Source organism: Bradyrhizobium sp. I1.14.4, from assembly GCF_050435825.1.
In the GTDB taxonomy this organism is placed as follows: Bacteria; Pseudomonadota; Alphaproteobacteria; order Rhizobiales; family Xanthobacteraceae; genus Bradyrhizobium.
Window position 1 is genome coordinate 15,700 of sequence record NZ_JBNDLA010000005.1, and the last position, 13,959, is coordinate 29,658.

A 13,959-nucleotide genomic window follows, 5' to 3' on the forward strand; every position below is an offset into this window, starting at 1 on the left:
ATCAATGGCCCGCACATTTGACGATGCCACCCGGCGGAATATCGCAGAGCTCTGTGCCGCGTTCGCGCGCCTGGCGCCGGCCGATGCCGCGCCGACGCTGAAGCGCGCCGCGGTCGCGATTGCGCTCACCGAAGGCGATGACGGCAGCGGCGCGGCCTTCCTGCTGACCCGCCGCAGCGCGCGCCTGCGCGCCCACAGCGCGCAATGGGCGCTGCCGGGCGGCCGCTGCGACGCCGGCGAGACCCCGGCCGAAGCCGCGCTGCGTGAACTGCACGAAGAGCTCGGGCTTGCGCTTGGTCCGCGCGACGTGCTCGGCATGCTCGATGACTATCCGACGCGGTCGGGCTATCTGATCACACCGGTCGTGGTCTGGACCGGTGCGCATGCAGCGATCGCGCCGAACCCGGACGAGGTCGCGTCCGTCCACCGCATCGGCCTCGATGCGATCGAGCCCGACGACGCGTTCACCTTCGTCACGATCCCGGAGAGCGCGCGGCATGTGATCCGCTTCCGGCTCGGCGGCCAGCAGATTCATGCGCCGACTGCCGCGCTGATCTATCAGTTCCGCGAAGTGCTGGCCGGGCGCAGTACCCGGGTCGCCGAGCTGGAGCAACCGGTGTTCGCATGGAAGTGATTATGGCGGAAATTCTGGACCGGATCGCGGCATCCGGCCGCTTTCGATCCGGACAATTCCGGGCTGACTTCGCAGCGGCGCTTGCTACAACGAGGTCATGCGCCCGCAATTGATTCGCCTGTGTTCTGGATTTGTCGCGCTCGCGCTCGCCGCCAGCGCGCCGTCGGTATCGGCCGGCGAGGCCGATGCGTTGCCGCCGTCCGTCGCCAATGCGATGGCGCAGGCATCGCCGCAGGCGATCATGGAATATCGCCGCAAGCTGCAGGAATATCAGGAGGCGCGCGACGCCTTCGAGCAGGATGCCAGCGCCTATTGGAGCGCGATCGCCGACAAGCGGCGCGGCCGCAACGCCAAGCGCCGCGACCGCGTGCAGATTTCGCTGGACGACTACGTGCTGCAGCAGCCGCCGGTCTATGAGGGTCCGAAGCGGCCGGTCAATCCGGCGCCGGAAGAGGAGGGCGGCAAGCCGCCGCGCCCGCCCAAAACCATTCCCGTGGTCTCGGATCTGGTCAGGGCGGCGGCCGAACAATTCCAGTTCACGCCGCAGCGGCCGGCGAGCGAGGTGGAGTTCAAGCGCGCCTATGCCCGCTACGCGCGCGCCGCGGGGCTGACGCCGGAGCAGGCGGTGCGGGTCTATTCATTCGAGACCGGTGGCACCGGCAATTACGACGTGCAGGCGGGCATCGAGCATGGCGGCAAGCGCGCGATTTCCACCGCGATGGGCTACAACCAGCTGCTCACCACCAATACCGTCGAGCTGCTGGCCGAGCAGGGCCATGAATTCGTGCGGGATCTGACCGCGCGGGTTGCGGCGACGCAGGGGCCGGCGCGCAAGGCGATGGAGCACAAGCTCGCGGTGCTGAAGAAGATGGTCGCGTTCACGCTGACCGTGCCCGATGACTGGTCGGCGCATCAACGTCTCGCCGACACGCCGCAGGGCTGGGCGTGTCACGCCATGGTGCTCGACATCGATGTCGGCCCGATGCTGCAGACCCACAAGCTGTTGACCTCGGTGATCTTCGCGCACAACAAGGGCTACACAAGGCCGCTGACCGCGGCCGAGCTCGAGATGATGAACCTGACCGGCGACGGCACTGGGCTCGACATGGTGACCATGCCGCAGGCGATGCGCGAGCAGGTGCCGACCTCGAACTTCTTCCAGCGCTCGGGCTACGAGCGCAACCCGGTCGCGATCCGCCACAACACCGTGGCCAGGCTGCTTGCCATCACCAATGAGCGGATGGATTTCAACAGCAACAAGCCTGGCGCCCGGGAATTGGCCGCGGCGTTCTGAGGTCTGCCGAAAACCGTCAGTTCGAGCCGAACATGAACTTGCCGTCGCCCTCGAGATAGGGTCCGGAGCGCATGTAGAGCTGGCCATTGTGGCCGACGAAGAACAGTGTCCCCTTCGGCACTTTCTTGGCGCCCTTCAGCAGCGTGCCGGCATTGTTGGTCCCCATCTTGTAGGCCCATGTCTTGCCGTCCTTGTCATAGGCGTAGCCCATGTCGGGCTTCAGCTCCCAAGGCGCAGCCTGTTGCGCGAATGCGCATGTGGTCAGTGCGGCAAACGCCGCGGTTGCAAAAAAGGTCTTGGTCAAAAAATGCGTCATGATCCACCTCCGGCCGAAAAAACGGCGTCGTCCCCACGGCTTTGAACAAATCACGAACGGCATTCGCGCGTCAATACGACAATCGGCGCGGCCGCTCGCGCAGATCAGCGACTTTGTGATTTCCCGCGTCAAGCTTGACGACTATCTTCACGTTACCGTTTACAAACGCTTCGATTGCCAGAAACACTACCTTGGGATGATCAGGATGAACCACGTCATGAAGATCGCTATCGGTGTCGCTCTGTCGTTCATGACGCTGGCGTCAGTCGCGCGGGCGGACGAATTCAAGCTCTCCAACAACCAGCGGATCTCCTGCAGCCGCGGCCTCTCCGCCGGCAAGCTCAACACGTCGACGTGCAAGTCCTACGCCTATCTGTTCAATGCCAAGACCTCGGAATATTTCCGCTGCCAGGTCTCGCTTGCGCTGACGCGGGACAACAAGGAGGTCATCAACGTCCAGGCCGACGGCGGCTGCACCAAGAAACCGCGCATCTTCGAGACCGACGGCAATTACACGTTCGACGCCACCGAGACCGAGCCGCCGAACACCAACTCGTTCTTCGGTCCGGGCGGCTATGCGATCTGGGCGAGCGACACCAACACCCAGAAGATCCGCGGCTGCATCACCATCTCGTCCGGCCTCGGCTCCGATATCTCCAAATGCCTCGACATGACGTTCCAGTGACGACGTGATGCGCAAGCTGCGCCCGGCCGCGCTGTGCCGCTCCTGGCTGTTTCTCGAAGGCGCCAACGAGGCGGTCCTGCAAGGCGCAGCCGCCAGCGGCGCCGACGTGCTGATCCACGAGCTCGAGGACTTCACCCCGCCGCCGCTGCGTCCGAAGGCCCGGGCGCTGGCGGCCGAGCTCTATGCGGCATGGCGCGACCACGGCGTGGTGGTCGCGGTGCGGGTCAATCCGCTGGATCAGGACGGCATGGATGATCTCGCCGCCGTGATGCGGGGACGTCCGGATATCGTCGCGCTGCCGAAAGTCGCCGAGCCGCACCATGTCGTCAGGCTCGACGAGGCGGTGACGCGATTCGAGCGCGACTACGGCATCGCCTCGGGTTCCACGTCGCTGCTGCCGAATATCGAGTTCGCACGCGGTCTGGTGCAGACCGGCGCCATCGCTGGAGCGAGCCGGCGCACGATCGGCTGTCTGATGGCCTCCGAAGACCTTGCCGCCGATCTTGGTGCCGAGCGCGGCAGCGATGGCCTGGAGCTCGCTTATGCGCGCCAGCGCTTCATCGTCGAATGTCGCGCTGCCAACGTCGTGGCGGTCGATTGTCCCTACACCTGGAGCGACGCCGGAGGCGTTGAACGCGACACGATCTGGGCTCGGCGGCTCGGTTACGGCGCAAAGAGCCTGGTCGATCCTGCGCATGCCGCCATCGTCAACAGTGTCCTCACGCCGGGCGAGGATGATTTGCGCCAGGCGGGCAGGATCGTTGCGGCGTTCGAAGCGGCGCGAACGCAGGGCTTCGGGCGCGTCGAACTTGACGGCTCGCTGCTGGAAGTCCCGACCTATTCCAACGCAAAACGCCTGATCGCGCGCGGCGAGGCGCTGCGCGCGATCGATCGCGACGGTCGAGCCTGACGAGAGGCCGGGCCTCAGGACGCCGGCTGCTTCTCCGAGAAGTGCATGCGTGAGCGAGCGAACTTCTTGACGCCCATCGGCTTGCCGAACAGGTAGCCCTGGACCTGATCGAAATCCATTTCGTGCGCGGCGAGAAAGTCCGCGCGCGTCTCGACCCCCTGGGCTACGACCTGCGCGCCGCTGTCATGGGCGAGCTCGACGACACGCCGGCATACCGTCTGCTTCAGGCGTTGATCTGCGCAGCCGGTGACGTATTGATGGTCGACCTTGAGCTGGACGAACGGAAAGTTCGGCAGTCCCAGCAAGGATGGCCAGTTCGCGCCGACATTGTCGATCGAGATCCCGATGTTGTGCAGGCGAACGCGCCTGGCGACATCGATCGCCAAGTCCAGGTTATCGACCACCTCGGTGCTGTCGATCTCGATCAGCAGGCCGCCGAATGCAGCATGATCCGGAATCCGATAACAGAGCTCGCGCACCGCATCGTCGTCGGCGAGGAAGGAAATCGGCAGGTTGATCGAGAGATTGACCGGTCCGATCTGCTCGAGCAGATAGCGCCAGTCCTCGATCGCGCGCTCGATCACGAACTCGGACAGGGCATGAAAATGCGGGTCGTCCTCGTCCGGGATGAAGTAGGCAGGCGGCACGACACCCCACGCGGGATGGCGCATCCGGATCAGCGCCTCGGCACCGCTCGGAACCAGTGTTCGGAGATGAATTTTCTGCTGATACCACAGCTCCAGCCAGCCGGCCTTCAGCGCTTCGGGCACGTCCACCGCGGGGCTCGGCGCGGGTTCGAGCGGCAACAGTGACGCAAGGCTGTCGCGAAGGGTTCCGGCGCTGAACGGCGTCGACAGCGCGGGCAGCATGGGGATGCCGTATTCATCGCCAATTTGCCGGACCGCCTTTACGATGATGGAGTCCGACTGCCCGATGACGAGGACCTTGCCGCCATAGTCCTTTCTCACCAAAGTCTCGAGAATTTTACTGACTTCGATGCCGTCTACGGACACGCCGAGCACCAGAAGATCGGGCCGTTCCGCGTCGAGGACGGTGTCGAGTTCCAAAGCCTGGCTGCATTCACTGGTGATGAAGCCGAGGTCTTCCAGCGCCTCTGCGAGGAAGGTCCGAAGGTGCTTTTTGCTGTCCGCAATGCATGCGCGTGGGGTCAGCTTGCGATGTCCGAACCAGCCGGTCCGCGTGCGTTCTATGTGACTGATGTGATTCATGCCCGCCTTATCCGTAGTTACCCCGGCTTGACTCGTACATCCTAGAGCGGCGGCAATCATGGAAATTTCTGGATCATACATTGATTGCTTCGCTAACCTTAAAGGACTCAATTCGAATCAAATGACGCTGGAATCGCAGCGTCTCGCCGCTGTCACGCGTGCAACAAATGCGTCATCTGATGTTCATGAGTGCGATCGCGTCCGACTTTGGACCTCGGCAGAAAACACCGCGCGTGTTTCATCGAGAGACGACGTTAATGACTGTGTTGGCGCGTCGATGCAGGCGTGGATTTGCGCCATTGTCGGACATCAGGTCGCATCACGCGAGTGATCCGTTGAGTCGTCGCCGAGCAACGACGGCGATCGTCAGGTCATCCGTGCTGCGTGCCAATGCAGTCGTGCGTGATGTGGCCGCTGCCGATCGCAACGTCTCCGGGATCAACGCGCAGTAGCCGATCAGCCCCGCACAAGCGACGGCTGCAAGGAACAGAAATGCGGCGCTATAACCGGCGTGGACTATAATGAATCCAGTACGGCCGTGCTCAGCGCGCCGCCGCGGCCGGTTGCAGTGGCGATCGTGCCTTGGCTGATATTGAAATGCCCGGTACCGTGCGTGAGATCGGCAACCACGAGTGGAAACGGCGCGCCGAAAGTCCCGGCGCCGATGCCGTCGAGCAGTTGCACCGACACCGGCCAATCTGGATTGTCCGACAACGGATAGAGCGCGCCGCGAATAGCCGATATGGCGAGCGCCATAGCGAAGATCGGTTTGCGGCCCCAGACGTCGGCCTTGCGTCCGAGCAGCGTCGCAACCGGCACCATCACGCGGAGAGTTCCCCGCGCAGGTAAAGTGATGCTGCCGTTCGGAATTTCGGCCGCCCATGCGTCATTTGGATGGGTTGACCCGGAAGGGGTGTCCGGCCAATTTCCGGCCGGCTCAAGGGGAGAATAATACTCATGAATTCAAGGTTGATGGCCGCCGCGATCGTGGCAGCCAGCGTTTTGTCAGCGCCTCTAGCACAGGCCCAGCAGTTCATTAATGTGCTCACCGGCGGCACCTCGGGCGTCTACTATCCGCTCGGCGTCGCGATGGGGAAGATCTACGGCGACAAGATCCCTGACGTGAAGACCCAGGTGCAAGCGACCAAGGCCTCGGTCGAGAACCTGGTGCTGCTGCAGCAGGGCCGCGGCGAGATCGCCTTCACGCTTGGCGATTCGCTGAAGGCGGCTTGGGAAGGCGACACCGAAGCCGGCTTCAAGAACAAACTCGACAAGCTGCGCACCATCGGCGCGATCTATCCGAACTACATCCAGATCGTGGCCACCGCCGAGAGCGGCATCAAGACGCTGGCCGATCTCAAGGGCAAGAGCCTGTCGGTCGGCGCGCCGAAGTCCGGCACCGAGCTCAACTCGCGTGCGATCCTCGCGGCGGCCGGCATGAGCTACAAGGATCTCGGAAAGGTCGAGTATCTGCCGTTCGCCGAATCGGTCGATCTGATGAAGAATCGTCAGCTCAACGCCACGCTGCAGTCCGCCGGCCTCGGCGTTGCCTCGCTGAAGGACCTTTCGACCTCGAGCCAGATCACCGTCGTCGCCGTGCCGAAGGAGACCGTCGACAAGATCGGTCCGCCCTTCGTCTCCGTGATCATCCCGGCCAACACCTATACCGGCCAGGACAAGGACGTGCCGACCGCCGCGGTCGTGAACTACCTCGTCACCTCGAGCGCGGTGTCGGACGATCTGGCCTATCGGATGACCAAGCTGGTCTACGAATCGCTGCCGGAACTCGCCAATGCCCACGCTGCCGGCAAGGAGATCAAGCTCGATGCCGCCGCGACCGGCAGCCCGGTGCCGCTGCATCCCGGCGCGATCCGCTATTACAAGGAAAAGGGCCTGATCAAGTAAGGCCAGGTACGCTTCGATGTGTCATGGCCGGGCGCCCGTCCCGACTTGATCGGGGATGACCCGGCCATCCATCTTTCTAAAGACGTTGATTTTTTCGATGGATGCGCGGGTCGAGCCCGCGCATGACGTGCAGCGCGACGCTATAAGCGTCGCGGCACGGCGGGGGACTGATCATATGCAGCAGCACGTTGAGGGTGAGCAGCCCATCAAGGTTGAATTCGACAATTTCGAGCATGGCTTTCCGGAAGGCTTTGGCGCCGGCGCCTGGGGGCATCTGGCCTATGCCATCGGTCTCGCCTTTGCGGTGTTCCAGCTCTATGTCGCGGCCTTCAACTACCTGCCGAGCCAGGTGGTGCGCGGCGTCCATGTCGGCTTCCTGATCCTGCTGACCTTCGGCCTGATCGGCAATTTCACCGCCAAGACCGATTTGAGCCGTGCCGTGAGTTGGATCGTCGGCGCCGCCGGTTTCCTGTGCGGGCTCTATCAATGGATCTTCTATGCCGACCTGATCGCACGCGACGGCGATCCGACCAACGTGGACCTTGCGGTCGGCACGCTGCTCGCGATCCTGATCTTCGAGGGCACGCGGCGGCTGATGGGGGCGGCGCTGCCGCTGATGTGCGGGGCCTGTCTGCTCTACTGGTTCTTCGGCCAGTATCTGCCCGCGCCGTTCAACCATCGCGGCTATGACTTCGACCAGATCGTCACCCATCTCTCGTTCGGCACCGAGGGCTTCTACGGCGTGCCGATCTATGTCTCGGCGACCTACATTTTCCTGTTCATTCTGTTCGGCTCGTTCCTGGAACGCGCCGGCATGATCCAGCTGTTCACCGACGTTTCGCTCGGCCTGTTCGGCCGCACCCGCGGCGGTCCGGCCAAGGTCGCCGTGTTCGCCTCGGGCATGATGGGCACCATCTCCGGCTCAGGCGTCGCCAACGTCGTCACCGTCGGCCAGTTCACAATTCCGCTGATGATCAGGTTCGGCTATCGCCGCGCGTTCGCCGCCGGCGTGGAGGCCACTGCCTCGATGGGCGGGCAGATCATGCCGCCGGTGATGGGCGCGGTCGCCTTCATCATGGCGGAGACGCTCGGCGTTCCCTATTCGGAGATCGTCAAGGCTGCCGTGATCCCGGCGGTCCTCTATTTTGCTTCCGCATTCTGGATGGTGCATCTGGAGGCCGGCAAGCATGGCCTGGTCGGCATGAAGCGCTCGGAGATCCCGAGCGCCTGGAAGGCGCTGGTGGCGCGCTGGTACCTGGTGCTGCCGCTCGCGGCGCTGGTTTACATGCTGTTCGAAGGTTTCACGCCGCTTTATGCCGGCAGCATGGGCCTTGCGCTGACGGTCGCGCTGATCCTCGGCGCCAGCATCACGCTCGGCTTCTCCAACACCATCGTGCGCTACATCTTCTGGATCGGGCTAGCGCTGGTGGTTGCCGCCGTTTCGCGCCACGGGCTCGAGATCGTTCCGGTCATCAGTATTGTCGCGGGCCTGATCGCGATTGCCGCGATCACCCGCGGCGGACGAGCCACGCTCGCCGCCTGCCGCGACTCGCTCGCCGACAGCGCCAAGTCGGCGTTGACCGTCGGCATGGCCTGCGCCATCGTCGGCACCATCATCGGTATGATGACGCAGACCGGTGTCGGCACCATCTTCGGCAGCTGGATCATCGGGCTCGGTGCCAAGAGCCTGTTCCTGGCGCTGATCATGACCATGCTGCTGTCGATCCTGCTCGGCACCGGCATCCCGACGATCCCGACCTACATCATCACCGCGGCGCTCGCCGCGCCCGCGCTCGCCAAGCTCGGCGTGCCCTTGATCGCGAGCCACATGTTCGCGTTCTACTACGGCATCATGGCCGACCTGTCGCCGCCGGTGGCGCTCGCGGCACTGGCGGCGGCGCCGATCGCCAAGGAGAACCCGGACAAGATCGGCTGGGAGGCGATGCGGATCGCGCTTGCCGGCTATGTCATTCCCTTCATCTTCGTCTATTCGCCGGCGTTGATGCTACAAGCGGGCGATCCGATGCAGGCGCAACTCGGCTTCTACGGCGCGGTGGCGCTGGCGACCTTCAAGGCACTGGTGGCGATCGCGCTGTTCGGTATCGTCGCGATCGGCTTCCTGTTCACGCGGCTGACCTTCATCGAGATCCTGGTCGCGTTCGGTGCCGCGCTCTGCCTGCTCGGCGATTTCCCGTTCTCGGATACGGCGGGTTTCACGCTCGCCGCTGGTGTCGTACTGTGGCAATGGCGGCAGCGTCCGCGCAATGCGGTGGCGGCGGCTTGAGCCTCTGCCTTGCCTCCGCGGGTGTCGTGAAGGCGCTGTCGATCGCAGCCTTCACGCTGGCCTGGACGCATTCGATCGAGAAGACCGCCTGGCAGGAAGACTGGCTGATCACGCCGGCCGGGCTGACGCTGCAACAGGCGCGCATCAAAGGCACGGGCGCCGGCATGGAGCCGCCGCCGGAGGCGCGCCTCGTCGATGGCTGGTTTCAGTGGTCGCCGCCGCCGGCAGCAAGGCCGGAGGTCATGCTCGGCAATTCCGGTGCGGCGGGCGAATGGCATCTGTGCCACGAGGGACGCTGCCAGACGCTATCGGAGATTTTCGGGCATCCGATCGGTGCTAATGTCACGACGATGAAAGCTTGCAATGATCCGTAGCCCGGATGGAGCGCCAGCGAAAATCCGGGAGCACTAGTCCCGGATTACGCTCTGCTTCACTCGGGCTACAATGACAACAACAAGGGAGAACAGGCGATGGATCGGCTCAAGGGCAAGGTTGCGATGGTGGTCGGCGCGGGCTCGATCGGGCCCGGCTGGGGCAATGGCAAGGCGACCGCCGTCACCTTCGCGCGCGAGGGCGCCAGTGTGTTTTGCGTCGATCGCAACGGCGCCGCGGCGGAAGAGACCGTCAAGATCATCACCGGTGAGGGCGGCAGGGCTGTCGCTTTCACCGCCGACGTCTCGCGCGCCAGCGAGGTCGAGGCGATGGTCGCGGCCTGCCTGAAGGCCTATGGCCGCATCGACGTGCTCGACAACAATGTCGGCATTGCCGAGGTCGGCAGCGTGGTCGAGGTGGCGGAAGCCGAATGGGACCGCGTGTTCGCGGTCAACCTCAAGAGCGCCTATCTTTCGATGAAGCACGCCATTCCCGTCATGATCAAGCAGGGCGGCGGTTCGATCATCAACATCTCCTCGATCGCCTCGATCCGCCATGTCGGCATTTCCTATGTCAGCTACAACGCGAGCAAGGCGGCGATGAACCAGATGACGCGCTCGAGCGCGGTCGAGTTCGCCTCGAAGCATGTCCGCGTCAACGCCATCCTGCCCGGGCTGATGAAAACGCCGATGGTCGCGCATTCGGCGGGGCTGGCGCAGAGCTATGCCAAGGGCGATGTGGAGGCGATGTGGCGCGCGCGCGACGCGCAGGTGCCGATGGGGCACATGGGCGACGCCTGGGACGTTGCCAATGCCGCGCTGTTCCTGGCGTCGGACGAATCGAAATATGTCACCGGCATCGAGCTCGTGGTCGACGGCGGCATCACCTCGAAGTCGGGTGCCTAGAGCATGATCCGGAAAAGTGCGAAGCGGTTTCCGAAAAGGTCATGCTCAGGACAAAGAGCTAAAGCGCGATGACGATTCAACCCGATCTCGTCGCGCTTTAATGGACGTCATTGCGCCAGCGCCAGGATGCCGCCGGCGAAGGAATGCCACGCCGCCGAGGTGCTGATCGGCCAGTTCGACAGTTTCACCGCGACCAGCGCCAGCCCGCCATAGATATAGACCGGGTGCGGACGGCCGCGGGTGCGCCAGTCGAATACGATCGCGACGACCAGCAGCAGATAGGCGACGAACGCCGGCGCGATCGTGACCGGGACGGGCGGCGGCCCCGGCGGGCCGGGTGGCGCCAGGAAGGTCAGGAACCAGCGTGCGACCGCTGCATCGAGGATCGAGATGGCTGCGAGCAGCATCAGCCGCTTGTGCGCTTCGCGATCGCGGACATAGATGATCGCGAGCGCGAAGACGACGGCAAAGAACACGATGCCGCTGAACGGGACGATCGAAAAGGCGATACCTTCGTTGATCTGCCCGATCGCGGCGGAGCGCTTCATGACGCTGATCGAAGCCATGAGGCCCAGCATCGTCATGACGGTCGCCAGCGACACGCCAATCATGCCGATCCGGCGATGCCGCACGATGCGCCCGGAAGCGGCAAGCCAGCTCTGGAACACGAAATAAAGCGTCCAGGCGAAGAACAGCAGGCCATGCAAATGGACGACAGGGGGCGCCGACAGCGAACCCCGCGCCATCGGCACCCAGTAGGTCGGGGCAAAACCGAGCAGGGCGACCGCCATGCACGACAGCGCCATGTAGAAATAGAAGTACTGCGCTTCGATCTTCGCCGAAGCGCGTGGTGGATTGCGATCGATAAGGATTGTCATGATCTTGGGTCTGACAAATCCGGCGATGGTTCAACCGGGCGGAGCTTGCGAACATTGTTGTGAAGTTCGTGAGGCCGTCACGCTTCCACGCTGAGCTCGGCGCGGTCGAGCTCTTCCTCGACCAGATGGAACGCATCGTCGCCGATCGCCTCGGTGTGGCGCAGATCGAGCAGCGCCTGACGCGCCGCAGCGATGGCGCGGCGGCGCAGCGGATCCGACGGGAGCTCGCGTGAGGTCAGGCCGCCGTCGGGGTCGTTTTCCGCACGTATCAGCACCGCGCGATATTCGAGCCGGAGGATCTCGGCTTCCTCGGACGGGTCCTCGTCGATCTCATCGAGCGCGGCGCGAAACACGACGCTGCGGGCATGGGCCGCCTCGCGCCCGACCGGGTCGTCGTCGTCGAAATTCAGCGCCAGGATCAGCGGCCGCAAGGTCAGGCCCTGGATCACGAGCGAGCCCAGCACCACGGCAAACGCCGTCAGCAGGATCAGGTCGCGATATGGAAAGTACTCGGGCAGCGCAAATGCTGCCGCCAGCGTCACGATGCCGCGCATGCCGCACCACGACACGATGAAGCCGCGCTTCAGGGTCGGCACGGCGTCCACCACATGGGCGGGCAGCCAATGGCGTGCCTTCAGCGTGCGCAGCAGGGCGCCATAGGGCATCACCCAGAGGATGCGGGCGAGGATCACGACCGCGAGGATCGCGGCGGCAAAGCTGCAATATTTCCACCGCACCTCGTCGTCGAGCCCGGACCAGATCGGGCGCAGTTGCAGGCCGATCAGCATGAAGGCGAGCACGTTGAGCACGAAGACGACGGTTTCCCAGACCGCATAGGACGACACGCGCAGCCGCGCCGATGTGCGGGCCGGCGCGGTGCGGGCGATGGTGATCGCATAGGCGATGATGGTCAGGATACCGGACAACCCGAGATGCTCGGCGACGATCCACACCATGAAGGTGCCGCCGAATTGCGTGATGATCGAGCTCGGCGTCTCGGTGATGCGGCGGGTGATCATCATCCAGACCTGCGCGAACAGGTAGCCGGCCGCGAGGCTGCCGACCAGCGCGACCGTGATCGACGGCACGAACTCGCGGATCTTCATGTGTTCGGCGGCGACCAGGCCGACCGCGACACGATAGATCAACAGCGCGGTGGCGTCGTTGAGCAGGCTTTCGCCTTCGAGGATCTTCTGGATCCGGTAGGGCAGGTTGACCTGACGCAGGATCGCGGTGGCCGCGGCCGCGTCCGGCGGCGCCACGATGGCGCCGAGCGCGATCGCAACCGCCCAGGGCATGTCCGGGCGCAGCCAATGCGCGACCACGGCAACCGCTGCCGTCGTGACGCCGACCGCGACCACCACCAGCGTCGAGACCGGCAGCCAGTTGTTGCGGAGATCGCGCAGCGAAGTGTCGTAGGCGGCATCGAGCAGCACCGGCGCGACAAACAGCGCCAGCGCCAGTTTCGGTTCCAGTGCCCAGGTCGGGGCCCATGGCAGCAGGGTCAGCAGCACGCCGCCGAGCGCAAGGAAGGTCGGGTAGGGCACCTTGATCCGCCGCGCCAGCGCCGACAGCACTACCGCCGCGAGCAACAGGCCGATGATCCATTCGAATGTCAGCAAGGCGAACCCCCAGTGCAGCCGATCGTCGCAATTGACGTATAATCCAGCGTGTGGTTTTGCGGCAAATGGCGCGCTGCCGGACATCAGGGGCCGGCGGTTCAGGCGCAAGAGAGGGATGTCTTGTCGGCGATCGGGATGCGACGCAACTCTGCAAATCTGGCCGTGATGGCGATCTGCGTCGGCCTGTCGGGCGCGCTGATATCCGGCGTTGCGCGCGCGACGAGCAGCGAACCCGGCAAGGATGTGGAGGCCGATGCCGGCCCCTGCATCGCGGCGGTTGCAGAGAGGGATGACGACAAGACCATCGACGTCTGCGGCGCGCTGATCGACAATGAGAAGGTGGCCAAGCCGGATCGCGTCAAGGCCCTGATGGCGCGCGGGAGCGCCTATGACCGCAAGCAGTTGATCGATCGCGCGATCTCCGATTACGACACCGTGCTCAAGCTCGATCCGTCGCTTGCCGATGCGCACAATGCGCGCGGCGAGCTGTGGCGCCGCAAGGGCGACCGGCCGAAGGCGATCATGGATTTCGGCGCCGCCGTCAAGCTCGACCCCAATCACGCGGCGGCCAAGGCCAATTACAAATCGCTGTCGCTGGAGCTGGAGCGGATCGGCGCCATGATGGCGGTCGCCGGCAAGCCGAGCTTCGATTGCCGCAAGGCGCGCCGGCCGGTGGAGAAGGCGATCTGCGCCAATCCCGAACTCGCCGATCTCGATCGCGAGATCGTCGCATCGACGTTCCGCACGGTGCGCGAGGCGCAGAACCCGGGCCGGGCGCGCGAGCTGCAGCGCGAGCAGGATCAGTTCATCGCCCGCCGCAATGCCGAATTCGGCAAGCCGGGCTACGACCTGCAAAAGGCGATGCGCGAGCGGCTGCAGCGGATCAACGGGGTCGACGGGTACTAGTGCTAACGTCGGTCAGTTT

The 13,959-nt window shown here is 64.4% G+C and carries 13 protein-coding genes and 1 pseudogene; 9 read left to right on the forward strand and 5 right to left on the reverse strand.

Annotation, left to right across the window (positions count from 1 at the left end; translation table 11 throughout):
• The first annotated feature begins 4 nt into the window (after positions 1-4).
• Entirely contained in the window at positions 5-634 is a 630-nt protein-coding gene (locus ABIB78_RS12185) for an NUDIX hydrolase (protein WP_429024552.1), read from the forward strand.
• Positions 635-731: 97 nt separating this feature from the next.
• Positions 732-1,928 carry a hypothetical protein gene (locus ABIB78_RS12190; protein ID WP_429024554.1) on the forward strand — a complete coding sequence of 399 codons (1,197 nt, stop codon included), beginning with the start codon at positions 732-734 and terminating at the stop codon, positions 1,926-1,928.
• 16 nt (positions 1,929-1,944) lie between these two features.
• On the opposite strand, the gene ABIB78_RS12195 is transcribed toward ABIB78_RS12190, so the two are convergent.
• The gene (locus tag ABIB78_RS12195; protein ID WP_429024555.1) at positions 1,945-2,244 is read right to left on the reverse strand and encodes a hypothetical protein; all 300 of its coding nucleotides are present in this window, start codon (positions 2,242-2,244) and stop codon (positions 1,945-1,947) included.
• Positions 2,245-2,449: 205 nt separating this feature from the next.
• Here ABIB78_RS12195 and ABIB78_RS12200 point away from each other — a divergent pair, with 205 nt between their 5' ends.
• Both ABIB78_RS12200 and ABIB78_RS12205 read left to right on the forward strand, forming a co-directional pair.
• The gene (locus tag ABIB78_RS12200; protein WP_429024557.1) at positions 2,450-2,929 is read left to right on the forward strand and encodes a hypothetical protein; all 480 of its coding nucleotides are present in this window, start codon (positions 2,450-2,452) and stop codon (positions 2,927-2,929) included.
• 7 nt (positions 2,930-2,936) lie between these two features.
• Entirely contained in the window at positions 2,937-3,839 is a 903-nt protein-coding gene (locus ABIB78_RS12205) for an HpcH/HpaI aldolase/citrate lyase family protein (protein WP_429024559.1), read from the forward strand.
• Positions 3,840-3,853: 14 nt separating this feature from the next.
• Here the strand turns inward: ABIB78_RS12205 and ABIB78_RS12210 are convergent, their stop codons facing one another.
• Together ABIB78_RS12210 and ABIB78_RS12215 are read right to left on the reverse strand one after the other, a co-directional pair.
• A complete protein-coding gene (locus ABIB78_RS12210) occupies positions 3,854-5,068 on the reverse strand; it encodes an EAL domain-containing response regulator (protein ID WP_429025323.1) in 1,215 nt (404 codons plus the stop codon).
• A gap of 319 nt (positions 5,069-5,387) precedes the next feature.
• Positions 5,388-5,893: pseudogene (locus tag ABIB78_RS12215) on the reverse strand (MFS transporter); the annotation flags it as partial.
• A 132-nt stretch (positions 5,894-6,025) separates the two neighbouring features.
• Here ABIB78_RS12215 and ABIB78_RS12220 point away from each other — a divergent pair.
• From ABIB78_RS12220 to ABIB78_RS12235, 4 genes are all read left to right on the forward strand, one after another.
• Positions 6,026-6,973 (forward strand): TAXI family TRAP transporter solute-binding subunit, encoded by a 948-nt coding sequence (locus tag ABIB78_RS12220; RefSeq protein ID WP_429024561.1) that lies wholly within the window; start codon positions 6,026-6,028, stop codon positions 6,971-6,973.
• A 175-nt stretch (positions 6,974-7,148) separates the two neighbouring features.
• Positions 7,149-9,257, forward strand: coding sequence for a TRAP transporter permease (locus tag ABIB78_RS12225; RefSeq protein ID WP_429024562.1), 2,109 nt, complete (start codon positions 7,149-7,151; stop codon positions 9,255-9,257).
• A complete protein-coding gene (locus tag ABIB78_RS12230) occupies positions 9,218-9,631 on the forward strand; it encodes a DUF1850 domain-containing protein (protein ID WP_429024564.1) in 414 nt (137 codons plus the stop codon). Before ABIB78_RS12225 ends, ABIB78_RS12230 begins: the two co-directional genes overlap by 40 nt.
• 96 nt (positions 9,632-9,727) lie before the next feature.
• Positions 9,728-10,534 carry an SDR family NAD(P)-dependent oxidoreductase gene (locus ABIB78_RS12235; RefSeq protein WP_429024566.1) on the forward strand — a complete coding sequence of 269 codons (807 nt, stop codon included), beginning with the start codon at positions 9,728-9,730 and terminating at the stop codon, positions 10,532-10,534.
• A gap of 107 nt (positions 10,535-10,641) precedes the next feature.
• Here the strand turns inward: ABIB78_RS12235 and ABIB78_RS12240 are convergent, their stop codons facing one another.
• Positions 10,642-11,412, reverse strand: coding sequence for a hypothetical protein (locus ABIB78_RS12240; RefSeq protein ID WP_429024568.1), 771 nt, complete (start codon positions 11,410-11,412; stop codon positions 10,642-10,644).
• A gap of 77 nt (positions 11,413-11,489) precedes the next feature.
• A complete protein-coding gene (locus ABIB78_RS12245) occupies positions 11,490-13,034 on the reverse strand; it encodes a cation:proton antiporter (protein WP_429024570.1) in 1,545 nt (514 codons plus the stop codon).
• Positions 13,035-13,169: 135 nt separating this feature from the next.
• Between ABIB78_RS12245 and ABIB78_RS12250 the strand changes: the two genes are divergently transcribed.
• Entirely contained in the window at positions 13,170-13,940 is a 771-nt protein-coding gene (locus tag ABIB78_RS12250; RefSeq protein WP_429024572.1) for a tetratricopeptide repeat protein, read from the forward strand.
• The last annotated feature ends 19 nt before the right edge of the window (positions 13,941-13,959 follow it).

Coding starts and splice junctions, on each gene's coding strand:
- ABIB78_RS12185 (WP_429024552.1), top strand. CDS start 5: ATGGCCCGCACATTTGACGATGCCACCCGGCGGAATATCGCAGAGCTC.
- ABIB78_RS12190 (WP_429024554.1), top strand. CDS start 732: ATGCGCCCGCAATTGATTCGCCTGTGTTCTGGATTTGTCGCGCTCGCG.
- ABIB78_RS12195 (WP_429024555.1), bottom strand. CDS start 2,244: ATGACGCATTTTTTGACCAAGACCTTTTTTGCAACCGCGGCGTTTGCC.
- ABIB78_RS12200 (WP_429024557.1), top strand. CDS start 2,450: ATGAACCACGTCATGAAGATCGCTATCGGTGTCGCTCTGTCGTTCATG.
- ABIB78_RS12205 (WP_429024559.1), top strand. CDS start 2,937: ATGCGCAAGCTGCGCCCGGCCGCGCTGTGCCGCTCCTGGCTGTTTCTC.
- ABIB78_RS12210 (WP_429025323.1), bottom strand. CDS start 5,068: ATGAATCACATCAGTCACATAGAACGCACGCGGACCGGCTGGTTCGGA.
- ABIB78_RS12220 (WP_429024561.1), top strand. CDS start 6,026: ATGAATTCAAGGTTGATGGCCGCCGCGATCGTGGCAGCCAGCGTTTTG.
- ABIB78_RS12225 (WP_429024562.1), top strand. CDS start 7,149: ATGCAGCAGCACGTTGAGGGTGAGCAGCCCATCAAGGTTGAATTCGAC.
- ABIB78_RS12230 (WP_429024564.1), top strand. CDS start 9,218: ATGGCGGCAGCGTCCGCGCAATGCGGTGGCGGCGGCTTGAGCCTCTGC.
- ABIB78_RS12235 (WP_429024566.1), top strand. CDS start 9,728: ATGGATCGGCTCAAGGGCAAGGTTGCGATGGTGGTCGGCGCGGGCTCG.
- ABIB78_RS12240 (WP_429024568.1), bottom strand. CDS start 11,412: ATGACAATCCTTATCGATCGCAATCCACCACGCGCTTCGGCGAAGATC.
- ABIB78_RS12250 (WP_429024572.1), top strand. CDS start 13,170: ATGCGACGCAACTCTGCAAATCTGGCCGTGATGGCGATCTGCGTCGGC.